Here is a 24,627-nt window from a genome sequence, read left to right as displayed (position 1 = left end):
ATTAGTTTTTGTCTTTATCGATGATTTTGTTGCCACCGATCCAAGGCATCATACCGCGTAGCTTGGCACCTGTAATTTCGATTTGATGCTCAGCATTGTTACGACGACGAGCGGTCATTGATGGATAGTTCGTTGCGCCTTCAGAGATAAACATCTTCGCATACTCACCAGATTGAATGCGTTTTAGCGCATTACGCATGGCTTCACGTGATTGCTCATTGATCACTTCAGGACCAGTAACATATTCGCCATATTCAGCGTTGTTACTGATTGAATAGTTCATGTCAGCAATACCGCCTTCATACATGAGGTCTACAATAAGTTTTAGCTCATGTAAGCACTCAAAATATGCCATTTCTGGTGCATAGCCGGCTTCAGTTAGGGTTTCAAAGCCCATTTTTACTAGCTCAACTGCGCCGCCACAAAGAACCGCTTGCTCACCAAATAGGTCAGTTTCAGTTTCATCTTTAAATGTGGTTTCGATGATACCTGAGCGACCACCACCAACACCAGCAGCATAAGATAGCGCTAACTGTTTGGCTTGACCAGAAGCATCTTGATAGATAGCGATAAGATCTGGGATACCACCACCTTTTACAAATTCATTACGTACGGTATGACCGGGTGCTTTAGGAGCAACCATAATGACATCAAGATCGCTACGCGGCTCTACTTGGTTGTAATGAATGGCAAAACCATGAGCAAAGGCAAGCGTTGCACCCTGCTTGATGTTTGGTTCAATCTCGTTTTGATATAGCTCTTTTTGGAACTCATCAGGCGTCAAAATCATGACAACGTCAGCCGCTTTTACCGCATCGGCAACTTCAGCAACTTTCAAGCCAGCATTTTCTGCTTTTTTCCATGAGCTTGAGTCTGCACGTAGACCAACGGTCACATCGACATCTGATTCTTGTAGGTTAAGCGCGTGCGCATGACCTTGTGAACCATAACCAATAATGGCAACTTTTTTACCTTGGATGATTGATAGATCACAATCTTTATCATAATAAACGTTCATAAACAGAGTCCTTTTCCTAAATCATGGCGTGCCATGGATAAATAAACACTTAAATTATAATCACCTAATCGAAGTGATGGGTGAGATAAGCGCTATGTTAATGTTTGAGTAAATAATTTGACTTATAATAGGTGTAATAAACGCTCATTACAAACTGAGTGTTTTTTCACCACGTGCAATACCAATCACGCCCGAGCGCACCACTTCCATGATGCGTTCACGACCAATCACGTCAATAAAACCATCAAGTTTGGCTTTATCGCCGACGATCTGAATCGTATAAAGATTGGAATTAATATCCACGATTTGTGCACGGAAAATATCAGCACTGCGTTTGATCTCTTCACGTACGGCACCATTGGCACGTACTTTAATCAGCATCAGCTCACGCTCAACGTGGACGTTATCTGACAGATTAAGCACTTTAACCACTTCAATCAATTTATGCAATTGTTTGGTGATTTGCTCGATTCTTTCAGGTGAAGTAAAGGTCGTAAGCGTCAAACGTGAAATGCTTGGGTCATCGGTTGGCGCAACGTTTAAGGTTTCGATGTTATAACCGCGTTGAGAAAACAGTCCGACCAACCGCGACAACGAACCGGCTTCGTTTTCCATTAATACCGAAATCAGATGTTGTTGTTGCATTAGGTACGCTCCCCTTTTGATAACCACATATCACGCATCGTTTGCCCAGCAATTTGCATCGGATATACATGCTCATCACGGTCGATATAAACGTCAATAAATACCAGTCTGTCTTTTATTGCCATCGCTTCTGCCAATTGTGCTTCCATGGTCTCAGGATCAGTAATCTTGATACCTACATGACCGTAACTTTCAGCAAGTTTGACAAAGTCTGGCAATGAATTCATATAAGAATGCGCATGACGACCTTCATACAACATATCTTGCCACTGCTTGACCATGCCCAACTGTGCATTGTTTAAGTTTAGAATTTTAACAGGCAGATTGTATTGTAAACAGGTTGACAGCTCTTGGATATTCATCTGAATAGAGCCTTCACCGGTAATACAAACAACGTCGCGATCAGGATTGGCAAGTTTAGCCGCCATCGCATAAGGTAGACCAACACCCATCGTGCCTAGACCACCTGAGTTCAGCCATTGACCCGGCTCATTATAAGTATAATAAAGTGCGGCAAACATCTGATGCTGACCGACGTCACTGGTGATGATAGCGTTACTATTGGTGACTTTATCTAAAGCTTGTACCACTGCTTGCGGCTTAATACCATTATCAGTACTGGTGTCATAACGTAAACCATGACGCTTACGCCACTCATTAATCTGTGACCACCAGTCAAGCAATGCATGTTGCTCAAGTTCTTTATCGGTACCGATAATATCTAGCATATCCGTCAATACTGACTTCACATCACCTACGATAGGTATATGGGCAAAAACAGTTTTTGAGATAGAAGTAGGATCAATATCAATATGGATAATAGTCGCATTCGGACAGAATTTTTTGACGTTATTAGTCACGCGGTCATCAAAACGTGCACCAATTGCCAAAATAACGTCTGCGTGATGCATGCTCATATTGGCTTCATAAGTACCATGCATACCAAGCATACCCAAGAACTGCTCATCCGAGCCTGGGAACGTTCCAAGACCCATCAAAGTATTAGTCACTGGTAAATTCAAACGATGAGCAAGAGTAGTCAGCTCAGTATGTGCTTTGCTCCAGATAACTCCACCGCCTGCATATATCACAGGACGTTTAGCTGCGAGTAAAGTCTCAACGGCTTTCTTGATCTGACCGCTATGACCTTTTAATGATGGCTGATATGAGCGTATAAATACTTCTTCTGGGTACTCATAAGCAAATTTTTCGCTCGGCGCTGTCATATCTTTTGGTATATCAATAACCACCGGACCGGGACGTCCAGACTGGGCGATGTAAAAAGCTTTTTTGACAATCATTGGAATTTCGCTGGCATGGCGAACTTGGAAACTGTGCTTCACGATAGGGCGCGATACGCCAATCATGTCCGTTTCTTGGAACGCGTCTTCACCGATCAGGCTACTAGGTACCTGACCTGCGATGATTACCATCGGCACAGAGTCCATAAAGGCAGTTGCGATAGCAGTCACGGTATTGGTTGCCCCAGGACCTGAAGTCGCTAGCACCACACCCGTATTGCCAGTCACACGCGAATAAGCATCTGCCATGTGACCCGCTGCTTGCTCATGACGGACCAAAATGTGCTCAACATTATCTTGTTGGAATAAGGCATCATAAATATGCAGTACGGCGCCGCCTGGATAGCCAAAGATATATTTGACGCCTTCATCTGTTAGTGATTGCACCAACATCTCAGCACCAGATAGCATTACAGGCTTATTGCTGCCTTCAGCAAGCTGTTGCTGCTTTTCTTTGAAATTTTTGGCAGCATGACCCGTTTGGGTATGTCCCGTCATATTCGGACTTTGCGTGGTTTGCGTCACTGTCGTCACCTTTTTTTGTGGCAAGAATATGTGCCCGCTATATCTAAGTGACGCGGTTTTATAAAACAGCATACGACTCAAACATAGCACTATATTTAAGGTCAGCTTTGTGGCAACAGTTTATCGATATACAAATGACAAGATGCGAGCGCATCTATAAAAGAAGCTTATTATTTACTATGAGTATGGAGCTTACGCTGATTATAAATAGAAAGAATTAACGTTATAAAACACATCTTAAAACCAGAAACAGGTTATCTGATTGCAAAGGTTTATAACTACATAACTCCTCATTTCATTCTTAAAAAATTCTAGTAAATAGATATAACAATCTAATTCACCTTTCATTTTTATATCAGCAAAACCTAACAAAATATATTAATAATAAGTTTATCTTAGTCATTGTAGACGGATAAGTCCGGAGACAATCAATACAAACGTAGCAGCGATGCTTGAAATCACTCTAAATCCATATCATTGTCACAAAGAAAATAATACGGGGCGAGCTACTGATAAGCAACCCGTCGTCCTTATTTTCAAGTGCCACGGCAATATCATAAAAGCCGCTCACTGACCAATCAACTGCTATTATATTCAACGGTTTGGGAAGTATTGTCAAGAAAAACTTATAAACCCTATCCCCAACTATTGGTTATTAAACAATGTACATTCATAAGCATTATTTGCTAGAATCAAACAATTATGTATTTATATTGTTATCGAGTCTATTAACCATTATCCTTAACTTATCGATACTCGCATTTTTTATCCATTAAGAGGGTTGTTACCATGGCACAAGCGTCTACGATAAGCACCGCTGCCAAACTACTTATCAGTGTCAGCACTGCCTGTATGTTTATGCTGCCAATGAGCGCCAGTCATGCCGTTCAGGTGTACAAATCCATTGGCAAGCATGGCGAAGTCAAGTACAGCCAATATGCACCGCAAAACGGTGGAAATGTCGAAGTTATTGAGTTTCGTAGCGATGGTAGACAGACCAGTACTGGACAGCTTGCCGGTAAAACGGAAGCCAATCAAAGCGCGCCGCAAAGTGCAGAAGAGCAGCGTGTTGCACAGTTAGAGGCGCGTATCAAAGAACAAGAAGCGCAGGCGAATGCGCAGCGTTGTCAGTCTTTACGCAATAACTTAACCAACCTCAATGTTGGCGGACGTATCTATGAGATGGATGCCAATGGCAAACGTCAATATCTAGATGGTCGTGAGATTGAGCTTAAGCGCGAACGTGTTCAACAAGCCATTACCCAGTATTGTAGCTAATCTCTATTTATTAAATAAAATTATTTGATTTAAAGTCAAGTCGAATAGTTAAAGGCTATCTGTTATAAGCTGCATCACATGACGGATAGCTGTTGGCATGTCTTGAGCTTGTAGACCTCGCTGCCCTATGATGAACGCATGATTGTTTGTTGTCTGATTGACTAAAACATCACCTGCTAACCCATGAATCATAACTGCTTGCTTTAAGCTGCGCTGCATCTGTTCTAAGTCTTCCTGTGCTAATAACCCAGCAATCACGCCTGCCAGTACATCGCCCATGCCCGCGCTCGCCATGCCAGCATTACCTACGCCACACACATAAATATGCGTCTGTACTAATTGTTGTTCCAGAATTAACGACCCTGCTCCTTTTAAAACCCAATCACCGCCATAAACTGCTGAACACTCTCTTATCGCAGCCAATCTGTCATTTTCTATCTCGTCTACCTTTTTATTTAATAATCTAGCGGCTTCCCCACTATGCGGTGTTAAACATACCTGATAATTCAAACTGTGTGATTTCAACGCGGTTATAAGCTTATGGTTTTCTCTATATAATGACGCTAAATGATACAGACCGTCGGCATCAATGACTATTGGCTTACCTTCTACTATAGCCGCTTGCAGATATTCAATAAATAACAACTTTGCTTTGGCATCACGACCTAGCCCCATGCCAATAGCAATCACACTGGCATCTTTAACGAGGCGCTTGACTCCTTCGGTATCATGCAGATCTATACTCATGGCATCTGGCAACGAGGTTAATAATGCCCCATGGAATGCCTTGTGGCAGGCGACCGTGATTTTACCAGTGCCCGCTGCCATTGCACTTGATGCTGATAATATGGCAGCGCCGCCCATACCTTGTGAGCCGTCAATGCGGTTACCACCAATAATTAATACATGTCCATAGCTGCCTTTATGGCTGTTTTGTCGGCGTGGCTTTAATTGATAAGGCGCGTTAATGAGAGTAGCGATAGGTAGTAGCGTTTTCTCACCTGCCAGATGGGGTATCAGCGGTATATCAATCACAGCAACGCTATAATCGAGCCCATCTTTGGTATGCAGGCCAAATTTACGCGCAATCAAACATAAGGTCACGTCGGCTTGTATCGCGATACGATCAAATACTTGACCTGTGGAAGCGACCAAGCCACTTGGAATATCAACGGCGATAACCAATGCTTGTGCCTCCTGTGCTGCTTCGTTAAAAGCGCAAATTGCTTGCTGATAAATATCGCTCGGCGCACGATTAAATCCAATACCAAATATCGCATCAATATAAATCTCTGCTTGCAAGGCTTTAATACTTGTCTCGCTCGCATTATTATCACTATTTTCAAAACAGTGATATTCACAATCAGCAGAGAGTGCCAACTGTAGCGCCTTTGTCGCATCAGTAATTGATTTTTTATTTTCATTATCATGGGAAGATTGTGAATTGTCTTTTATAAAAAAATCATGTTCCTCAAAACCAATAGCTGTAACTTGCACTTGCCAGCCCTTTCGCTGTAAATAGTAAGCGATAAGCCAACCATCGCCGCCATTATTACCTGTTCCGACCCAAATACTGGCACGGCGCAGACTAATATTAGAGCGAGATACTACCCCCTTATCGGACACATGCTTGCTAAGGTATTTATCTTCATACAGTAATTCAATATGCTGCACCATTTGCCAAGCAGCTTGTTGCATTAGAGCAAAGCTGCTATTACCTTGAGCGAACCATGCTTGCTCCATCGCATAGAGCTGCTCACTACTATATAGCGCGATAGGCATAGTAGGCATAGTATTCTTCGATAGAAATTCATTTGACACTGGCATGGCTGCTCCTCGATTGTCTTATAAGATTTGGCTGAGCTTTTAAATAGTCGGCTATCTATCAAAGTGAACATATCTATTAAATATAAACCTATATAAACATAGATTTATTCACTTTGATACTTGCGCTCTTCGCTCACTGGCTTATCATATCTATATTCACCTTAGCATTGATAATCAGATATGAGCAATAACTCTCAAGCAACCTCACCAACGCAGCTATCATCAGTACCTACTAGCGACTCTGCTAATAATATTGCTGTTCATAACACACATGATTTTGCTACGACAGCAGATATCAAACATTGGATTAAAAAAGAAGCACAAGCTCTAGGGTTTGCAGATTGTGGCTTTTTATCCGTGCATCATCCGTTATTTGTTAAGCAGACTGAACAGTTAAAGCAGTGGTTAGCGAAAGGCTATGAAGCGCAATTACAGTTTATGCACAGCAATCATCATCTGCGTGCGCATCCTGAGCAGCTAGTAGAAGGCGCAAAAACCATTATCAGTGTGCGCATGGACTATCTCACTCAAACACCAGCAGCGCGCACTGTGACTGATAATAACTATCCTAACCAAGGCATCATTGCCCGTTATGCTAGAGGGCGCGACTATCATAAAACCATGCGCAGTCGTCTGAAGCAATTGGCATTAAAAATTGAGACGATGCTTCCTGAGTGGCGACATCTAGATGTTGGCGCTGATACTGATTTTATTTTTAGACCTTTTAGTGACTCAGCGCCTATTTTTGAGAGACCGATTGCCGATGCTGCGGGTCTTGGCTGGACTGGCAAGCATACATTACTGATAAATAAGCAAGCCGGCTCGTTCTTTGTGCTCGGTGAGCTGTTTATGAGCCTTGAATTACCTGATGATGAGCCCGTTAAAGAGCATTGTGGCAGTTGCAGCGCCTGTATTGATATTTGCCCCACTCAAGCCATTGTCGCGCCTTATGAGCTTAATGCATCAGCCTGCATCTCTTATCTAACGATTGAACATGATGGCATTATTGATGAAAAATACCGCCGCGCTATTGGCAATCGTATCTTTGGTTGTGACGACTGCCAGCTGATTTGCCCATGGAACCGCTATGCCAATCTTACACCCGTAGAGGATTTCGCGCCCAGACATCGCCTTGACAGCAGCAGTTTGCTTGAGTTATGGCAATGGCAAGAAGCAGAGTTTATGGAAAAGACCGAAGGTAGCCCACTTAGACGTACCGGTTATGTGAATTTTCTGCGCAATATCGCTATCGGTCTTGGCAATGCTATTGGCAGTCAAAAAGTTATCGAAACATTACAATCAAAAATTGGACTGCATAACGAAATGCTTGACGAACATATCAATTGGGCAATCGCCGAACAGTGCAATAAATTAAACATCTAATTTTTCAGTAAAAATTAGGCCAATTATTAACCCCATATTTAATTCATTTTTTTAAATAAAAAAACACCTCTTGATAAGAGGTGTTTTTCACTGAGTCATACTTTAATGACATGATATTTTAATACTTAAAACGTCATTATAAACATTACTATTTTGGAATACGTAATACTTGACCTGGATAAATTTTATCAGGGCTAGTTAACATTGGTTTGTTAGCTTCAAATATTTTCATATAATCGCCTGCTGATCCATAAACACTCTGCGCAATCTTAGATAGATTGTCACCAGATTTTACCGTATACATAGTAGATTCAGGTGACTGCTCTTCAATATCGATATTATCAATGACTTTGGCTACGTTTTGTACGTTACCAATAGCAATAATTGCTTTCTCGCGATCCGCTTGTGTCTTAGCTTTACCACTAATCTCTGCAGTATCCGTTGTACCATTATACTTAACTTTCAAATCAGTAATATTGAGATTTTGCTGTTGAATACGACGAAGTAGAATATTGGCTACTGATTGAGCTGAAGGCTCAGTGCTCTGTACTGGCGTATTGGCATCTGCTTTTGTTTCTACTTTAGCATCATGCTTGGCGTCATCACGATTAAAAATCTTATCACCAATGTCTTTTGCAAAACTGAACATACCCATATAACTGCTCCTTGAGATATTATTACTTATTATGCTTGGTTATTATTTATTACGATTATAGCTCATGCTGGCTACCATCTTTTTTGCTTACCATTATTAGTATAGGCAAAGGCTTGCCACATAAATAGTAATAGTATGTTGAGTAATGTTGATTTGGCGTAGCTAATGTTAACGTAGTAATTAACTAAATAGATTTGTACGATTTCGAGAAAAATAATAGCCATAAAAAAACCGCCTATCTATTAAGACAAGCGGTCATATTAAACCAGTTGAGCAAGTCGCTAATTATAGCTGTGCTTGTACGTAATCGATTGCTTTTTGTACAGTCGTTAATTCTGCTGAATCTTCGTCAGGAATCGTGATGCCAAAATCGCTTTCAAATGACATAACCAACTCAACTAAATCCAGTGAATCAGCGCCTAAGTCTTCCATGAATGAAGCATCGTTGTTGATGTCTTCAACATTCATACCTAGTTGCTCAGCTACTGCTGCTTTAACTCTTTGCTCGGTATCATTACTCATGTAGATTTCTCCTTTTTGATCTATTATTTTGACAAATTACCATAGTAACCTGATTAGTGACTACAGCATTGTATATAAATGGGATTTTCAGATCCATATGGCCATCTGAGTGTACTATAACAAGTCATACTTTTTGACTAATATTTAGTAAAGCCTTGCTATCATACAGCGCTTTGACTCAAAAGTATTCGACATTATAGCACCCTTTATTATAGTTTACACTCGTTCACACAGTTTTTTATTATAAGTATGTAACGCTTGAAACGTACCGATGAACTATATGTCATTTAAGCAAAACCCAATATCGAACTATTACATATACATGCCGCCATTGACAGGCAGCACTGCACCTGTGATATAACTGGCTTCATCACTTGCTAAAAACAGTACAGCAGCAGCGATATCTTCTGGCTGACCAAGACGGCTGATAGGCACGGCATCTAACATTGAATTCAATAAGCGCTCATCAAGCTCATCCGTCATATCGGTTTCGATCAAACCGGGTGCCACACAGTTAATGGTTACTTGGCGTGAGCCAATTTCGCGAGCGAGCGTACGGCTAAAACCTTCTACACCAGCTTTAGTAGCTGCATAGTTAGATTGACCAGCATTGCCCATTTGCGCAACCACAGAGGTGATATTGATGATACGACCACGGCGTGCTTTCATCATGCCGCGGATAGCACGTTTACTCATACGATAAACAGACGTCAGGTTGGTATCAATGACATTGTCCCAATCTACATCTTTCATACGCATCAATAAGCCGTCTTGGGTAATACCAGCATTGTTGACCAATACTTGAACCGCGCCATAAACGCTTTCTATCTCTTCAAATAGCTTATCAATTTGCGCCGTATCGCGTACATCTAACACGCGACCAATACCGCCGCTATCGTTTAGATATTCATCAATTTGTGCTGCGCCTTTTTCGGTAGTAGCAGTACCAATGACGAAGTGTCCTTCTTTAGCAAAACGTTTGGCAACGGCTTTGCCGATACCGCGGCTTGCGCCTGTGACTAATGTGATCGTACGGCTCATAATAATACCTCCAGCAATTTATCTAGACGAGCAGGCTTGTCAGTCGGGTAGCTTGTAATGGGATGCGCTTGACGCTTCGCCAAATTACTCAAAACGTTACCACTACCACACTCGATTAAAATATTAATTTGTTTATCTGCCAGCTCTTGCATGGTTTTTGACCATAATACCGGCTGACTTAATTGTTCGGTTAATGCGTCTTTGATACCGACAGCACTGGTTTCAACCCGCGCATGGCGGTTTTGAATGACAGGAATCGTCGCTTGATCGAACTGAATAGCAGCAAGTTCTGCGACTAACGCCTTACTAGCGGGCTCCATCAAAGCGCAATGTGATGGCACACTTACCTTTAATGGAATGGCTTTTTTACCAGTATTTTGTACTTTATCGATGACCGCATTGACGCCTGCGGCATTACCAGAAACCACAACCTGCCCTGGGCTATTAAAATTTGCGGCGCCAACAATCGCATCATCTACATGCTCAGTTGCTTGCTCACACAAATTTTCAACTCGATGATCTTCCAAACCCAGTACTGCAGCCATTGCGGTATCAATACCCACGACAGCGTCTTGCATCAATTGACCACGCTTATGTACCAGTTTGACGGCATCAGCAAGTGACAGTACGTTAGCAGCGCAAAGGGCACTATATTCACCCAGAGAGTGACCAGCAAGGTAACAAGGTTTGTCTTTTATTTTTTGTTGTAAGATGCGCCAAATAGCGATACTAGCGGTCAATAATGCAGGCTGCGTATATTGTGTTTGATTAAGCTTATCTTCATCTTGACAGATTGCCCACAAATCTTCACCTAATGCGGCACTCGCTTCAGTAAAAGTCTCAAGGATTTCAGGATAAGCTTCAGCAAGCTCACTTGTCATACCCACGACTTGTGATCCTTGTCCAGGAAACAAGATAGCAATACGGGTTGGTTGTTTTTTAATCATATCGGGTACAGAGCCCATAACCAATATTCCTTATTTGATTGGAAACACCCCTAGCGTAAGTGGGGTTGATTGTAGAGTTAGAGACTATAGCGGATATTTATTTTATAAAGCGCTCATTATCACTAGTCCTTTAAGACAATATGCGCTTATGAAACTATACACTGACAACGACCATTAGCATAGCTGCGTGAGACTTAATTATGCGTCTTACAGCTATAAGTCTGATTACCTATTTTAGGATAAATGCAAAGTATATGCTTACTTTGACATATAAAACATTAAAAAGATTTATCAAAAATTATCATTCAATAAGCAGTATTGAAAATTATCACTGAAAATTGGCACTGAAAACCAACTATTAAAAAAATCATAGCAAAAAGCCAAGTTATCCAGCCACATAATATATGATAGCGAAATAACTTGGCTTTCTTTAGCTCAAACCAATTGCTTAATAATAGCATTATAAAGAGTATAGATAGTCAGAAGAACCATCATAATCTTTAGCCGCCATCAAATAACAATAAATTAAGCGTCTTGACTTACTTTAAACAACTGACGACCACGATAAAAACCATCTTTAGTCATGTGATGACGACGATGTTTTTCACCAGTAGTAGCATCGATGCTTATTTCAGCAATTTCCATACGATGATGTGAACGGCGCATGTCACGACGTGAACGACTTTTACGACTTTTTTGAACGGCCATGATATAGCTCCTATACTTAAAAGGGGATAAGCTTGAAATTCAGCTTTAATCGACACTGACAGAGGCTATATAATCACAACAACCTAAGTCTTACGCATCATTAGTTAAATAGATTGCCACGTATTAAAGTGCTGATAACGTCTAAAATCTATAGTTAGTTTGCAAGGTCAGTGCCTATCTGCCAGTAGCAGATTGCTAGAATGCAATAAACGGGACATTATACGCATGTTTAGCAGATTAATAAAGCCCTGCTTTTCACTCTTCTGTATAAAGCTGATAAAAAGATGGTCTAAAACTTCCATCATATTCATCATTAATACAGTTTATAAGGTTATAAGGTTATAACTTACCTTTTAAAGACGCTAAGGCAGCAAAAGGATTTTCTGTTTCTTCTTCCTCAGGTATTTCACCAAACTGCTCAACGCTCATTTCACAGTCATCATGCTTAGGTGCCATTGGCGTTTTAAGTAAGATTTCATCTTCAATCAATTTCTTAAACGGTAGTAAACGCTCTGGCGACTGTTCAGTGACAATCTCTTCAAGCAATAAGTAATCTTGCTCTTCACGAATCAAATGAATTTGGCTTTCGTTATCAAGCAGCGCGATATCATACTCATCACCCAAATCGACGGCAATCGGTTGCAAACAGCGCTGACAAGTCAACCAGACTTCGCCCTTTAAGGTAAAAGCCAGATGCAATACATTATTAAGGCGATATAATTTGGCATCTAGCAAAATATTCGCTTGCTCATGCTCGGTGTTCAACACACTAACAAGACGCTCAAAAGCTTTAGGGATTATCTCACCTGCCCACTCAAAACCTGTGTCTTCCCATTTATTCAAGGAGATAGTGTCAGGCATAATATTTGACGCAGGCACTGGTAGTTTACTAGCCTGAAGCGCTAATGACTTGTTATCTTGGGTACTCGACATACGCAGCCTCATTGATCAAAAACGATGTATAATATTGCCTGCCATACTAACGGAAAGCGCCTTATTGCGCTAGCGCTAGTATGTTAATATTTTTTTGCTACTTAAATATATAGAACACTTTGCTCGATTATTCTTTATTGGTTAAATTATTACTTATGATATCGTCTATCGCTCAGCCTGACTTCTCAAACTTACTATCTACTATTGAGCGCAAAAATTTATTATCGTATCTAGAGGAACGCCAAAGTAAAGAAGCCAACTTTACGGATGGGAGCATTAATGTTGAAACCGACGCCCAATTAAAAAAGTTGTCGTTACAGTGGCAATATTTGGTTAATCAGCAATCTACTCAAATCTCGAAAGAATTTGTTAAAAACGACAAAAAATATGGCGCAGCTCAACAGAGCTTAGCTGAAGTTGTTATAAACGATAAATCTTCAGCTGAAGATATCGAACAAGCAATGACGGACTGGCTAATCGCGTTATTTAATTATTTATTTATCAATAAGCAGGTAATATTGGTTCGCGGTATGAGCGAGCCAGAATACTTCCCAGCACAAAACAATCAACCTGCGAGAATTGAGTTTGCTCATGGCTTTTTTGCCAGCGCGCTGCATGAATTAAGCCATTTTTGCGTGGCAGGTCAACAGCGCAGACTGCTTCCTGATTTTGGCTACTGGTATGCAGCAGATGGTCGTTCAGCAGCTCAGCAACACGCATTTGAGCGTGTTGAAATTAAACCACAAGCGCTAGAATGTTTATTTACACTAGCGTGTAGACGCCCTTTTCAGGTATCACAAGACAATCTATTTGCAGATTTTGATACCAGCGCTAGCACTTTTGCTCAGGATGTTTATAAGCAAGCTCAAACCTATCTCGCTAAACCAGATACCCTACCACCTGACGCTAAAACCTTGCTACATGCTTTATTAAAAGTTTGCAAAACTTCTTAGGCTATCTGCCAATATTAACGATTCTCTACTCATAGTAACGCCTTGACCATAAACTTATATTTGCTTTGCGCTATACTATCCAATAAAGCATAATTTTAAACACCAGCAAAATAAGCACAATTCATATTAAGCAATTTTTATCATCATCCCTTTAATAACCAAAATCTAATAACTATAAAATAAGGAATAATTATGCAAGTATTCTACATTCACCCAGAAAATCCGCAGCCACGGCTGATTGAACAAGTCGCAGAATTATTACGTAAGGATCAATTAATCATTTACCCAACGGATACTAGCTATGCTTTTGGCTGTCGCTTGGGCGCAAAAGATGCGTTAGAGAAGCTTAAACGTATCCGTGAGCTTGATGATAAACATCAATTTACCTTACTTTGTCGTGATTTGAGTGAGATTGCCAATTATGCCGCAGTAGACAATGTACAGTTTAAACAGCTTAAAGCGCATACACCCGCGCCCATTACCTTCATTTTAAACGCAACTAAAGATGTACCTAAGAAGCTGGCGCATGCGAAGAAAAAAACCATTGGTATTCGGGTACCAAGCAACGCTATTGCTCAAGCGCTGTTAGAGGCAATGGATGAGCCTATTTTGACCAGCTCATTAATACTGCCGAATCGCGATGACATTCTAGATGACCCTTTCGAGATTGAAGAGCTATTAGGTAATCAGATAGATGGACTAATTAACGCTGGAATTAAAACCACTAAGCTCACTACTGTCGTTGATATGACCAGTAGCCAGCCAGAAGTCATTAGACAAGGTGCGGCTGATGTGAGTTCATTATTATAAATAGAGATTTACTGCAATCTTTTAAATATTTAACTTAATCGTGATTTTTACAAATACTTTAGACGAAAAAAAGCTCCAATTTAATTGGAGCTTTTTTATATACATATTTTGGTCATTATAAAATTAGTCACGATCAACTAGTTCTACATAAGCCATCGGCGCATTGTCACCATCACGGTAACCGCATTTTACGATACGCAAATAACCACCTGGACGAGTTTGGTAACGAGGACCAAGCGTGCCAAACAATTTGCCTACCATAGCTTTGCTACGCATACGGCTGAATGCCAAACGACGGTTAGCAACGCTGTCTTCTTTAGCCATAGTGATTAATGGCTCAGCAACACGGCGTAACTCTTTTGCTTTTGGTAAAGTTGTTTTGATCAGTTCATGCTCAAATAATGAGTTGGTCATGTTCTGAAACATTGCCTTACGATGACTGCCGGTACGACCCAGCTTGACTCCACTCTTACGATGGCGCATAGTCAAAAATCCTTAAAGTTTAACGGCTACGATAAGAAAAGCGATCATCAACACGTAAATCAGCTGGTGGCCAGTTATCTAGGCGCATACCAAGCTCCAAATCTTTAGACGCTAGTACGTCTTTGATTTCTGTTAATGATTTCTTACCAAGATTTGGGGTTTTTAGAAGTTCAGTCTCTGAACGCTGTACCAAATCACCGATATAGTAAATGTTTTCAGCTTTTAAGCAGTTGGCTGAGCGAACCGTTAGTTCAAGATCGTCCACAGGGCGTAATAGCACTGGATCAACCTCTTCTTTTTCTTTCACAGGCTCAGGCGCTTCTTCAGCTTCTAGGTCAACAAAGATAGAAATCTGTTGTTGTAAAATAGTGGCTGCTTTACGAATTGCTTCTTCTGGATCGATAGTGCCATTAGTTTCAAGCTCAATGATAAGACGATCAAGATCAGTACGTTGTTCTACACGTGCGTTCTCAACCTGATAAGCAACACGAAGCACAGGACTAAAACTTGCATCAAGCTTTAAGCGTCCAATTGCTTTAGTATCACCATCTTCACGGCGTTGGTTTGCTGGCTCATATCCACGACCCATCACTACGCGCAAACGCATCTTTAGATGACCACGGTCACTCAATGTACCCAATACCAATTCTGGATTGATGATGTCTACATTGTGCGGTAACGTGATGTCTGCAGCAGTAATAGTGCCTGGACCTTGTTTATCCAAGGTCAAAAATACTTCATTTTGGTCATGAAGAGTGATTGCTAAGCCTTTTAGGTTCAAAAGCAAATCAAGCACATCTTCTTGTAGTCCTTCAAGCGTTGAATATTCATGGTCAACACCATCAATCTCAGCTTCAATGACTGCAGCACCAGGTAATGAAGATAACAAGATGCGACGTAAGGCATTACCTAAAGTATGCCCAAAGCCGCGTTCTAACGGTTCGAGCGTGACTTTCGCAATCGTTTCGTTAACCGTATCCACGTTGATGGCGTTCGGCGTTAGAAACTCAGTTGCATTTAGCATCATGATGTCACCTCGATTTATTAAACTGGTTTGGTTAACGTTGATTGCTTAATGCCATGTATATAGCATTAAGCAGGACGTTACTTACTTAGAGTATAGCTCAACGATTAAACTTTCGTTGATTTCAGCAGGTAGATCAATACGATCAGGCGCTTTTTTGAACGTGCCTTGTAGTTTGCTGTGATCAACATCTAGCCATTCTGGAATACCACGTTGGGTAGCCAGCTCAATTGCGTTTTTAATACGTAATTGCTCGCGAGATTTCTCTTGGATAGCGATGACATCACCATCTTGCAACTGAATTGATGGAATATTCACACGAATAAACTCATCACGGCCAGCTTTTTTCACCATAACAGTACGATGGCTAACTAACTGACGTGCTTCAGCGCGCGTAGAGCCAAAGCCCATACGATATACTACGTTATCAAGACGACTCTCAAGCATTGCTAACAAGTTTTCACCAGTAGCGCCACGCTTACGAGCAGCTTCTTTGTAGTAGTTTGCAAACTGACGCTCTAATACACCGTAGATACGCTTAACTTTTTGTTTTTCACGTAACTGTAAAGAGTATTCTGAGCTTTTGTTACGGCTAACACCATGTTGACCAGGTGGACGAGCCGATTTTTTCGTTTTTACGTCGTATGGTTTAACACCAGACTTAAGACCTAAGTCAGTGCCTTCACGACGTGATAATTTGAGTTTCGGTCCAATATAACGGGCCATTGTTATGTCTCCTATAAGCTTCTATTATAAAAAGCTTCGTCTTTAATATTAGACGCGGCGCTTTTTCGGCGCACGGCAACCATTGTGTGGGATTGGGGTTACATCAGAGATGCTGTTAACTTTATAACCCAATGCACCTAGTGCTCTTACCGCAGACTCACGACCCGGTCCTGGTCCTTTGACCAAAACATCGATATTCTTAACACCATATTCTTGAGCCGCTTTACCAGCGACCTCAGCTGCAACCTGAGCTGCAAATGGTGTAGATTTACGTGAACCACGGAAGCCTTGTCCACCTGAAGTGGCCCAAGCCAATGCATTACCCTGACGATCGGTAATCGTAACAATGGTGTTATTAAAAGACGCATGGATATGGGCAATGCCCTCCGATACTGAACGACGAGCCACCTTTTTGCGACTGCGAGTGTCTTTTGCCATCTTTTAGCTTCCTAAGTTAATTATCTTTTGAGAGGGCGTGTCGGACCCTTACGAGTACGAGCGTTGTTCTTGGTGTTTTGACCTCTAACTGGTAAGTTACGACGATGGCGGATGCCACGGTAACAACCAAGATCGACCAAGCGCTTGATATTCATTGACACTTCACGACGAAGATCACCTTCAGTCATGTATTCTGCAACTTGTGCACGGATAGCATCTAACTGTGTATCATCTAACTGACTGACTTTAGTAGTAGGGGCAATGCCAACTGCTTCTAAGATTTTCTGAGCAGTGGTACGACCGACACCAAAGATGTAAGTTAGTGAAATAACAGCATGCTTATTATCCGGAATGTTTACGCCGGCAATACGAGCCATTGATTTCTCTCCATTAAAGAAAAACACACTCATTCGTTAAAACAAGGTGATATTTTTCAGATTTGTTGCTGTCAATACTAAAGCTTTTATAATTATTATCACTGCTTCGAGTTGGTAAACCAATCTATTCATTGAACATTTTATAAAAGGTTTTGCATAAACTACGGCAAGTGGCGGATGATATCCCATCCGCCGTCATTTTTCAAGTGTTAATTTAATTAGCAAGCCAAACTGTTAAGTTTGACTTGCTTAAATTATTAACCTTGACGTTGCTTGTGGCGAGGTTCTGCGGTACAAATTACATGTACACGGCCTTTACGGCGCACAACTTTACAGCTACCACAAATTTTCTTAACTGATGCTTGAACTTTCATAGCATACTCCTTGAGATATCGTACCGCTCATTTAAGATTGAGTGGGCGATTGAATTAACGTCTGATCATGATATTGATGGGTCATCAAATGCGCTTGAATCTGCGAGATGAAGTCCATCACCACAACCACCATAATCAGTAACGACGTACCACCAAGTTGAAACGGCACACCAAACGATGACTGAACGACCATTGGCATTAAACAAATAACCGTCATATACATCGCGCCAATAAAGGTCAATCGGTTTAATACATGATCGAGGTAACGCTGAGTTTGTTGTCCTGGGCGAATACCTGGGATATACGCACCACTACGTTTAAGGTTTTCAGCAACTTCACGCGGACTAAATACCAATGCCGTATAAAAGTAACAGAAAAAGATAATCATTGCGCCAAATAGAACCAGATACAGCGGCTGTCCTGGGGACAACACCAATGCCATATTTTGCAATATTTTTTGCATCAAGGTAGGATCCGTCGATTGACCAACCCACTGCCCTAAACTTGCAGGAAACAACAATAGCGAGCTTGCAAAAATAGCGGGGATAACCCCTGCCATATTTAGTTTCAACGGCAAATGTGATTGCTGCTGAGCATAAATTTTGCGACCCTGCTGTTGTTTTTGCGCGTAGTTGACAGGAACACGGCGCTGAGCACGTTCAATATAAACGATACCGGCAGTAACCGCGACACCTAACAGTGCAAAGATAAAGAGGACAATCAAGTTCATTTGACCTTGGTTGACCTGTTCAATAGACTGCGAAATCATACCTGGCGTACCAGCCACAATACTCGCAAAAATGAGCATTGAGATACCGTTACCTACGCCGCGCTCTGTAATCTGCTCACCAAGCCACATTAAGAACATAGCACCAGCTACCAATGAGGTAACCGCTGGAATATAAAAAGTTAAACCAGAAGATAAAGTAAGATTTTGGCTGATTAAACCAGCACACATCCCTAATGACTGTACTAGTGCCAAACCAAGCGTCCCCTGACGGGTATACTTGTTTAACTTGCGTCGTCCCGCTTCACCTTCTTTTTTGAGGGCTTCAAGCGATGGCAATACCGCAGACATCATTTGTACAATAATCGATGCTGAGATATATGGCATGATACCAAGTGCCATTATGGACATACGCTCTAGTGCACCACCTGAAAACATATTAAACATGCTCAGAATGGTATTTTCGTTGCGCGAAAACAGATCAGCCAAGTTAACCGGATTGATACCCGGTACTGGAATATGTGACCCAAAACGATAAACAATCAATGCGCCGATTAAGAATAATAAACGCGACCAAAGCTCATCATACTTACGTATAAAGGCAAATGGATTGAGCGGTACACCAGTCGATGACATTGATTGCTTTGACACGTTACTACTCCTCGATGCTACCACCAGCAGCTTCGATTGCTAGCTTAGCGCCTTTAGTCACTTTGATACCTTTAAAGGTATAAGCTTTAGTGACTTCACCTGATAACATAATACGCGCACGCTTCATGTCATGACGGATAAGGTTGGCAGCTTTCAAAGTTGCAATGCTAACCACATCGCCTTCAATTTTATTCAATTCAGACAGACGAACTTCAGCAGTTGTCATAGCCATTTTACTGGTAAAACCGAATTTTGGTAGACGGCGATATAAAGGCATTTGACCACCTTCAAATCCTGAGCGAATGCTAGAACCTGAACGAGACTTCTGACCTTTTACACCACGACCACCGGTTTTGCCAAGGCCTGAACCGATACCACGACCACGACGTTGGGCAGTCTTCTTTGCGCCAACACCTGGTGATAATTCATTTAATCTAAGACCCATTACGCTTCCTCCACTTTTACCATGTAGTTAACGCGATTAACCATACCACGGTTTGAAGGAGTATCTTCTACTTCAACAGTGTGATTAATACGGCGTAAACCCAATCCTTTCAAGCTCGCTTTGTGGCTCTTGAGGCGATGGGCACCCGATTTGAATTGAGTGACTTTCATTGTTTTCATTGTAACTCACCTAGTTCTAAGTTAACCCAAGATTTCGTCTACAGATTTACCACGTTTCGCTGCCATCTTTTCTGGAGTTGACATATCACGTAAACCGTTAAACGTAGCGCGAACCACGTTAGCAGTGTTGGTAGAACCATAACATTTAGTCAAAACATCTTTGACACCAGCAACTTCTAATACAGCACGCATTGCGCCACCAGCGATTACGCCAGTACCTTCAGATGCAGGTTGCATATAGACTTTACTAGCACCATGACGTGCTTTGATCGGATGATACAAAGTTGCATCATTTAGCTCAACAGTAATCATATTACGTTTAGCAGCTTCTAGTGCTTTTTGAATAGCAGCTGGCACTTCACGTGCTTTACCGCGACCAAAACCAACACGACCATTGCCATCGCCCACTACGGTCAACGCAGTGAAAGAGAAAATACGACCACCTTTAACTACTTTTGCAACGCGATCAACGGTAACTAAGCGTTCTACTAGACCGTCAGTCTGTTCATTTTTATCATTTTTATCATTTCTAGCCATGATTAAAACTCCAATCCGTTTTCGCGAGCAGCTTCAGCTAAAGCTTTAACTCGACCATGATATTTAAAACCACTACGGTCAAAGGCAACTTTAGTGATACCAGCTGCTTTTGCGCGTTCTGCGATCATTTGGCCTACAGACGTCGCTGCATCAGCGTTACCAGTCGCGCCTGAACGCAAGCTGCTGTCTAAGGTAGATGCCTGAGCAATCACTTCGCCACCGTTAGGAGAGATAATCTGGGCATAGATGTGTCTTGGTGTACGATTAACCGTTAGACGATGAACGCCCAAAAAACGGATATGTGCACGGGTTTTCTTAGCTCGACGTAGACGAGCTGCTTTTTTATCAAACATTTCAACTCACCTTATTTTTTCTTGGCTTCTTTGCGAATCACATGCTCGTCACTATAACGAATACCTTTACCTTTGTAAGGCTCAGGTGGGCGGAAACCGCGGATATCAGCTGCTGCTTGACCAAGCTGCTGCTTATCATTTGATTTTAAAACGATTTCAGTTTGCGTTGGGGTTTCAGCTGATACACCTTCAGGTAACGTATATTCTACTGGATGTGAGTAACCAACGTTTAGCGTTACTTTATTACCAGCAGCTTGAGCACGGTAACCAACACCAATTAACTGAAGACGTCTTTCAAAGCCTTCGTTAACGCCTATTACTAAGTTATTTAGTAAAGAGCGCATGGTGCCAGTATGCATCATGGCTTCTTTTGAATCGACTGTAGGTGAGAAAATGATTGCATCATCTTCCTGTTTCAGCTCGACCAATTCATGCAGGCGTAAAGACATATTGCCATTCTTGCCTTTAACTTCGACCTGCCGATCGTTCAAAGTAACGCTTACGCCGTTTGGCAGCGTCACTGGGGCTTTAGCCACACGAGACATAGGAATATTCCTTAAAAAATTAACTTGCTTTTATTAGCGAAAAAACTAACAGGCTAAAAAGCGTGTTAGTTTAGCATAGTTGACTGCGTTAGACACCTACCAATGTAAAATAATTTATAATTATTAAACTGATAGACATCTAACAGACGTCAAATAGACTTTGTCGTCGTATAGCTTACGCTACAAATGCGACGACTTCACCACCGATACCAGCAGCGCGTGCAGCACGATCGCTCATGATACCTTGGCTAGTAGATACGATTGCAACACCCATACCCTGCTTAACAGTAGGGATAGCGTCTTTACCGCGATGCTGGCGTAAACCAGGACGGCTAAAACGTTGAATCGTTTCGATGACAGCTTTGCCTTCGAAGTATTTTAATACGATAGTCAAAGTTGCTTTGTTGTTGTTTTCTTCAGTGACAACAGCGCTAGCAACATAACCTTCGTTAACCAACAAATCAGCAATAGATTTGCGTAGCTTAGAGCTCGGCATTGCTACCGATACTTTATTAGCCATTTGTGCGTTACGAATACGGGTTAGCATATCCCCAACGGTATCTTGCATACTCATATAGTTACCCCTTACCAGCTTGCTTTACGAACACCAGGCACATCGCCTTGCATGACACGTTCACGTAGCATATTACGTGATAAGCCAAACTTGCGGAAGTAACCGTGAGGACGACCCGTGATAGCACAACGATTGCGCAGACGTACTGGTGATGAGTTGCGTGGTAAAGCTTGTAGCTCTAGCATCGCTTCCATACGAGTTTCGTCACTTGCAGTCATATCACTGATAGTTTCTTTTAGCTTCACACGCTTATCAGCGTATTTAGCTACCATTTTCTCGCGCTTTAATTCGCGGTTAATCATGCTCTTCTTTGCCATAACGTCTTTACCTTATTTAAATGGGAAGCCGAATGCTTTAAGCAACGCACGACCTTCATCATCAGTAGCAGCTGACGTAGTGATAGTCACATCCATACCACGGATACGATCGATCTTGTCGAAGTCTACTTCTGGGAATACGATTTGCTCTTTGATACCCAGTGAGTAGTTACCACGACCGTCAAAGGCTTTAGGTGAAAAACCACGGAAGTCACGAACACGAGGAATTGCAACGGCAATGAGACGATCTAAAAATTCGTACATTTGCTCACCGCGTAGCGTTACTTTGCAACCAATCGGCCATTCTTCACGAATCTTAAAGCCAGCGATTGATTTACGCGCTTTGGTGACTACAGGTTTTTGACCAGCGATAGCGGTCATATCAGCTACTGCACCTTCAAGCAATTTCTTGTCTTGAGACGCGCCGCCAACACCCATATTTAGTGTGATTTTAGTGATTTTAGGCACTTGCATCACGTTATCTAAACCAAGCTCTTCTTTAATCTTCTGCTTTAGTTCGTTGTTATATAAAGCTTTTAATCTTGCCATTACCATTACACCCTTAGTGTCTTACGCAGTCGCCACTACTTCACCGTTCGAACGATAGACGCGTTGTTTCTTGCCGTCTTCGCCGAATTGATAAGTAATACGGTCTGCTTTTTGGGTTTGCGCATTTAAAATTGCGACATTTGAGATGTGCAGAAAAGCTTCTTGCTTAAGAATGCCGCCTTCAACGCCAGTTGCCTGATTTGGCTTCTGATGTTTGGTGACAATATTAATGCCTTCAACTTTGATGCGATCGTTTTTTACAGCTTGTACAGTACCTTGCTTGCCTTTGTCTTTCCCAGCAATCACGATAACTGTATCGCCTTTACGTAATTTTGACATGGATTACCTCACAATACTTCTGGTGCTAGTGATACAATTTTCATAAACTGATCACCACGTAGTTCACGAGTTACCGGTCCAAAAATACGAGTTGCAATCGGCGCTTTGTTTTGGTTCAACAATACCGCGGCATTGTCGTCAAAACGTAATACCGAACCATCAGGACGACGAACGCCTTTTTTGGTACGTACAACTACCGCATTCATCACGTCGCCTTTTTTAACACGACCACGAGGAATGGCTTCTTTAACCGTTACTTTAATAATGTCGCCAACTGATGCATAACGACGATGAGAACCACCCAGTACTTTAATGCACTGAACTCGTCTTGCACCGCTATTATCTGCAACTTCCAGCATCGATTCAACCTGAATCATAGCGTTACTCCACACGTATGAGCAATAAAAGCCAGTTGCTGCCGCTAGCACAGTATGAGTAGTCGGCATTTTAATATTAATAAGCGCTGCTACTCTTAATGTAAGTGATATACGCTCGGCGCAATCAGCATCCTTAAAAAGGCGGCTATTTTAACAGCTTCTGGCTTTTAATGCAATTTACTTAGATTTTTTCTACTTTTTCAACCACTTCAACCAAAGTCCAAGACTTGGTTTTTGAGATTGGACGCGTTTCTTTGATACGGACAAGGTCGCCTTGTTGGCAAACGTTGTCTTCATCATGTGCTTTGATTTTAGTAGAACGACGAAGCTGTTTGCCATATAAAGGATGACGAACCAGACGCTCAATCAAAACCGTGATGGACTTGTCCATCTTGTCACTGACAACTCGTCCTGTCAGAACACTAGCATTGGTCGTTGCTTGATTGTTATCGCTCATGAGTCGCCTCGTTGTTTCTCGTTAATCAAAGTCTGAAGCTGAGCAATCGCACGACGATTGACACGTACTTCATGGGTATTCCCCAACTGACCGGTTGCTTTAGCCATACGAATACGGAAAGCATCAAGTTGCTTTTCATCAAGTAACTGAGTCAGTTCTTCTAATGATTTATCACGTAATTCACTGATCTTCATTACATTATCGTCCGCTTAACAATGGTAGTTTTAAAGGGCAGTTTTGCTGCTGCAAGCGTTAAGGCTTCGCGAGCAAGCTCTTCTGATACCCCTTCAAGTTCATATAGCATTTTACCAGGTTTGACTTCGCATACCCAATATTCTACAGGACCTTTACCTTTACCCATACGTACTTCTAGTGGTTTATTGGTAATTGGTTTGTCTGGGAATACACGAATCCAGATTTTACCGCCACGCTTAATTTTACGAGTGATGGTACGACGTGCTGCTTCAATTTGACGGGCAGTCATACGACCACGAGTCAAAGATTTTAGACCAATTTGTCCGAATGCAACGGTGCTTCCACGATGAGCAAGACCTGTGTTACGACCTTTATGCATTTTACGAAACTTGGTACGTTTTGGCTGTAACATAG

The 24,627-nt window shown here is 41.7% G+C and carries 34 protein-coding genes; 4 read left to right on the top strand and 30 right to left on the bottom strand.

The window, feature by feature from the left end:
- Position 1: 1 nt before the first annotated feature.
- The 3 genes from ilvC to ACMHKH_RS05660 form a co-directional block, all read right to left on the bottom strand.
- The gene (ilvC, locus tag ACMHKH_RS05670) at positions 2 to 1,018 is read right to left on the bottom strand and encodes a ketol-acid reductoisomerase (RefSeq protein WP_413519664.1); all 1,017 of its coding nucleotides are present in this window, start codon (positions 1,016 to 1,018) and stop codon (positions 2 to 4) included.
- Between the two features lie 147 nt (positions 1,019 to 1,165).
- Positions 1,166 to 1,663 carry an acetolactate synthase small subunit gene (ilvN, locus tag ACMHKH_RS05665; protein ID WP_413519663.1) on the bottom strand — a complete coding sequence of 166 codons (498 nt, stop codon included), beginning with the start codon at positions 1,661 to 1,663 and terminating at the stop codon, positions 1,166 to 1,168.
- Positions 1,663 to 3,375, bottom strand: a complete 1,713-nt coding sequence (locus tag ACMHKH_RS05660) for an acetolactate synthase 3 large subunit (protein ID WP_413519682.1) — start codon at positions 3,373 to 3,375, stop codon at positions 1,663 to 1,665. Before ACMHKH_RS05660 ends, ilvN begins: the two co-directional genes overlap by 1 nt.
- A 903-nt stretch (positions 3,376 to 4,278) precedes the next feature.
- Between ACMHKH_RS05660 and ACMHKH_RS05655 the strand changes: the two genes are divergently transcribed.
- Positions 4,279 to 4,767 (top strand): DUF4124 domain-containing protein, encoded by a 489-nt coding sequence (locus ACMHKH_RS05655; protein WP_413519662.1) that lies wholly within the window; start codon positions 4,279 to 4,281, stop codon positions 4,765 to 4,767.
- Positions 4,768 to 4,815: 48 nt separating this feature from the next.
- Here ACMHKH_RS05655 and ACMHKH_RS05650 read toward each other — a convergent pair whose 3' ends face one another.
- The gene (locus ACMHKH_RS05650; RefSeq protein ID WP_413519661.1) at positions 4,816 to 6,594 is read right to left on the bottom strand and encodes an NAD(P)H-hydrate dehydratase; all 1,779 of its coding nucleotides are present in this window, start codon (positions 6,592 to 6,594) and stop codon (positions 4,816 to 4,818) included.
- A 180-nt stretch (positions 6,595 to 6,774) separates the two neighbouring features.
- Here ACMHKH_RS05650 and queG point away from each other — a divergent pair, with 180 nt between their 5' ends.
- Complete coding sequence (queG, locus tag ACMHKH_RS05645) at positions 6,775 to 7,977, top strand: tRNA epoxyqueuosine(34) reductase QueG (protein ID WP_413519660.1); 1,203 nt, start codon at positions 6,775 to 6,777, stop codon at positions 7,975 to 7,977.
- Positions 7,978 to 8,125: 148 nt separating this feature from the next.
- Here the strand turns inward: queG and lysM are convergent, their stop codons facing one another.
- The 6 genes from lysM to ACMHKH_RS05615 all read right to left on the bottom strand — a co-directional run bounded on the left by lysM (position 8,126) and on the right by ACMHKH_RS05615 (position 12,783).
- A complete protein-coding gene (gene lysM / locus ACMHKH_RS05640; RefSeq protein WP_413519659.1) occupies positions 8,126 to 8,632 on the bottom strand; it encodes a peptidoglycan-binding protein LysM in 507 nt (168 codons plus the stop codon).
- Positions 8,633 to 8,917: 285 nt separating this feature from the next.
- Positions 8,918 to 9,154 carry an acyl carrier protein gene (acpP, locus tag ACMHKH_RS05635; RefSeq protein WP_011279816.1) on the bottom strand — a complete coding sequence of 79 codons (237 nt, stop codon included), beginning with the start codon at positions 9,152 to 9,154 and terminating at the stop codon, positions 8,918 to 8,920.
- A gap of 312 nt (positions 9,155 to 9,466) precedes the next feature.
- Entirely contained in the window at positions 9,467 to 10,201 is a 735-nt protein-coding gene (fabG, locus tag ACMHKH_RS05630; protein WP_413519681.1) for a 3-oxoacyl-ACP reductase FabG, read from the bottom strand.
- Positions 10,192 to 11,160, bottom strand: coding sequence for an ACP S-malonyltransferase (fabD, locus tag ACMHKH_RS05625; protein WP_413519658.1), 969 nt, complete (start codon positions 11,158 to 11,160; stop codon positions 10,192 to 10,194). The genes fabG and fabD overlap by 10 nt, the downstream gene beginning before the upstream one ends.
- Positions 11,161 to 11,667: 507 nt before the next feature.
- The gene (gene rpmF / locus ACMHKH_RS05620; protein WP_011279813.1) at positions 11,668 to 11,850 is read right to left on the bottom strand and encodes a 50S ribosomal protein L32; all 183 of its coding nucleotides are present in this window, start codon (positions 11,848 to 11,850) and stop codon (positions 11,668 to 11,670) included.
- A 339-nt stretch (positions 11,851 to 12,189) separates the two neighbouring features.
- Entirely contained in the window at positions 12,190 to 12,783 is a 594-nt protein-coding gene (locus tag ACMHKH_RS05615; RefSeq protein WP_413519657.1) for a YceD family protein, read from the bottom strand.
- Between the two features lie 155 nt (positions 12,784 to 12,938).
- Here ACMHKH_RS05615 and ACMHKH_RS05610 point away from each other — a divergent pair, with 155 nt between their 5' ends.
- Positions 12,939 to 13,736: an elongation factor P hydroxylase gene (locus ACMHKH_RS05610; protein ID WP_413519656.1), complete on the top strand. Its 798-nt coding sequence runs from the start codon at positions 12,939 to 12,941 to the stop codon at positions 13,734 to 13,736.
- A gap of 192 nt (positions 13,737 to 13,928) precedes the next feature.
- Positions 13,929 to 14,546 carry an L-threonylcarbamoyladenylate synthase gene (locus ACMHKH_RS05605; protein WP_413519655.1) on the top strand — a complete coding sequence of 206 codons (618 nt, stop codon included), beginning with the start codon at positions 13,929 to 13,931 and terminating at the stop codon, positions 14,544 to 14,546.
- A gap of 123 nt (positions 14,547 to 14,669) precedes the next feature.
- Here ACMHKH_RS05605 and rplQ read toward each other — a convergent pair whose 3' ends face one another.
- The 20 genes from rplQ to rplP form a co-directional block, all read right to left on the bottom strand.
- Entirely contained in the window at positions 14,670 to 15,029 is a 360-nt protein-coding gene (rplQ, locus tag ACMHKH_RS05600) for a 50S ribosomal protein L17 (protein ID WP_021813387.1), read from the bottom strand.
- 19 nt (positions 15,030 to 15,048) lie between these two features.
- On the bottom strand, positions 15,049 to 16,056 hold the full coding sequence (locus ACMHKH_RS05595) for a DNA-directed RNA polymerase subunit alpha (RefSeq protein ID WP_011279808.1): 1,008 nt from the start codon (positions 16,054 to 16,056) through the stop codon (positions 15,049 to 15,051).
- Between the two features lie 81 nt (positions 16,057 to 16,137).
- The gene (gene rpsD, locus ACMHKH_RS05590) at positions 16,138 to 16,779 is read right to left on the bottom strand and encodes a 30S ribosomal protein S4 (RefSeq protein ID WP_011512865.1); all 642 of its coding nucleotides are present in this window, start codon (positions 16,777 to 16,779) and stop codon (positions 16,138 to 16,140) included.
- A 48-nt stretch (positions 16,780 to 16,827) separates the two neighbouring features.
- A complete protein-coding gene (gene rpsK / locus ACMHKH_RS05585) occupies positions 16,828 to 17,217 on the bottom strand; it encodes a 30S ribosomal protein S11 (protein WP_010196728.1) in 390 nt (129 codons plus the stop codon).
- Between the two features lie 20 nt (positions 17,218 to 17,237).
- On the bottom strand, positions 17,238 to 17,594 hold the full coding sequence (rpsM, locus tag ACMHKH_RS05580) for a 30S ribosomal protein S13 (protein ID WP_149490921.1): 357 nt from the start codon (positions 17,592 to 17,594) through the stop codon (positions 17,238 to 17,240).
- Between the two features lie 257 nt (positions 17,595 to 17,851).
- Complete coding sequence (gene rpmJ / locus ACMHKH_RS05575; RefSeq protein ID WP_011279805.1) at positions 17,852 to 17,968, bottom strand: 50S ribosomal protein L36; 117 nt, start codon at positions 17,966 to 17,968, stop codon at positions 17,852 to 17,854.
- Positions 17,969 to 17,999: 31 nt separating this feature from the next.
- The gene (secY, locus tag ACMHKH_RS05570; RefSeq protein WP_413519680.1) at positions 18,000 to 19,331 is read right to left on the bottom strand and encodes a preprotein translocase subunit SecY; all 1,332 of its coding nucleotides are present in this window, start codon (positions 19,329 to 19,331) and stop codon (positions 18,000 to 18,002) included.
- 19 nt (positions 19,332 to 19,350) lie between these two features.
- The gene (gene rplO, locus ACMHKH_RS05565; protein WP_413519654.1) at positions 19,351 to 19,791 is read right to left on the bottom strand and encodes a 50S ribosomal protein L15; all 441 of its coding nucleotides are present in this window, start codon (positions 19,789 to 19,791) and stop codon (positions 19,351 to 19,353) included.
- Complete coding sequence (gene rpmD, locus ACMHKH_RS05560) at positions 19,791 to 19,970, bottom strand: 50S ribosomal protein L30 (RefSeq protein WP_413519653.1); 180 nt, start codon at positions 19,968 to 19,970, stop codon at positions 19,791 to 19,793. The genes rplO and rpmD overlap by 1 nt, the downstream gene beginning before the upstream one ends.
- 21 nt (positions 19,971 to 19,991) lie before the next feature.
- Positions 19,992 to 20,507 (bottom strand): 30S ribosomal protein S5, encoded by a 516-nt coding sequence (rpsE, locus tag ACMHKH_RS05555; RefSeq protein ID WP_010196711.1) that lies wholly within the window; start codon positions 20,505 to 20,507, stop codon positions 19,992 to 19,994.
- A 2-nt stretch (positions 20,508 to 20,509) separates the two neighbouring features.
- The gene (gene rplR, locus ACMHKH_RS05550) at positions 20,510 to 20,860 is read right to left on the bottom strand and encodes a 50S ribosomal protein L18 (protein WP_011279801.1); all 351 of its coding nucleotides are present in this window, start codon (positions 20,858 to 20,860) and stop codon (positions 20,510 to 20,512) included.
- A gap of 11 nt (positions 20,861 to 20,871) precedes the next feature.
- On the bottom strand, positions 20,872 to 21,405 hold the full coding sequence (gene rplF, locus ACMHKH_RS05545) for a 50S ribosomal protein L6 (protein WP_413519652.1): 534 nt from the start codon (positions 21,403 to 21,405) through the stop codon (positions 20,872 to 20,874).
- 175 nt (positions 21,406 to 21,580) lie between these two features.
- Positions 21,581 to 21,979, bottom strand: a complete 399-nt coding sequence (rpsH, locus tag ACMHKH_RS05540; protein ID WP_413519651.1) for a 30S ribosomal protein S8 — start codon at positions 21,977 to 21,979, stop codon at positions 21,581 to 21,583.
- Positions 21,980 to 21,990: 11 nt separating this feature from the next.
- Positions 21,991 to 22,296, bottom strand: coding sequence for a 30S ribosomal protein S14 (gene rpsN, locus ACMHKH_RS05535; RefSeq protein WP_325243363.1), 306 nt, complete (start codon positions 22,294 to 22,296; stop codon positions 21,991 to 21,993).
- A gap of 12 nt (positions 22,297 to 22,308) precedes the next feature.
- The gene (gene rplE, locus ACMHKH_RS05530; protein ID WP_062533668.1) at positions 22,309 to 22,845 is read right to left on the bottom strand and encodes a 50S ribosomal protein L5; all 537 of its coding nucleotides are present in this window, start codon (positions 22,843 to 22,845) and stop codon (positions 22,309 to 22,311) included.
- A 21-nt stretch (positions 22,846 to 22,866) separates the two neighbouring features.
- On the bottom strand, positions 22,867 to 23,184 hold the full coding sequence (gene rplX / locus ACMHKH_RS05525) for a 50S ribosomal protein L24 (RefSeq protein ID WP_011279796.1): 318 nt from the start codon (positions 23,182 to 23,184) through the stop codon (positions 22,867 to 22,869).
- A gap of 8 nt (positions 23,185 to 23,192) precedes the next feature.
- Positions 23,193 to 23,561: a 50S ribosomal protein L14 gene (gene rplN, locus ACMHKH_RS05520; protein ID WP_010196702.1), complete on the bottom strand. Its 369-nt coding sequence runs from the start codon at positions 23,559 to 23,561 to the stop codon at positions 23,193 to 23,195.
- Positions 23,562 to 23,742: 181 nt separating this feature from the next.
- Positions 23,743 to 24,018, bottom strand: coding sequence for a 30S ribosomal protein S17 (rpsQ, locus tag ACMHKH_RS05515; protein WP_201546359.1), 276 nt, complete (start codon positions 24,016 to 24,018; stop codon positions 23,743 to 23,745).
- The gene (gene rpmC / locus ACMHKH_RS05510; protein ID WP_011279794.1) at positions 24,015 to 24,212 is read right to left on the bottom strand and encodes a 50S ribosomal protein L29; all 198 of its coding nucleotides are present in this window, start codon (positions 24,210 to 24,212) and stop codon (positions 24,015 to 24,017) included. Before rpmC ends, rpsQ begins: the two co-directional genes overlap by 4 nt.
- A complete protein-coding gene (rplP, locus tag ACMHKH_RS05505; protein WP_079690995.1) occupies positions 24,212 to 24,625 on the bottom strand; it encodes a 50S ribosomal protein L16 in 414 nt (137 codons plus the stop codon). Before rplP ends, rpmC begins: the two co-directional genes overlap by 1 nt.
- Between the last annotated feature and the right edge of the window lie 2 nt (positions 24,626 to 24,627).

It is taken from the genome of Psychrobacter glacincola (assembly GCF_965118485.1).
GTDB classification, from domain to species: domain Bacteria; phylum Pseudomonadota; class Gammaproteobacteria; order Pseudomonadales; family Moraxellaceae; genus Psychrobacter; species Psychrobacter glacincola_D.
This window is presented reverse-complemented; position numbering and strand designations above follow the sequence as displayed.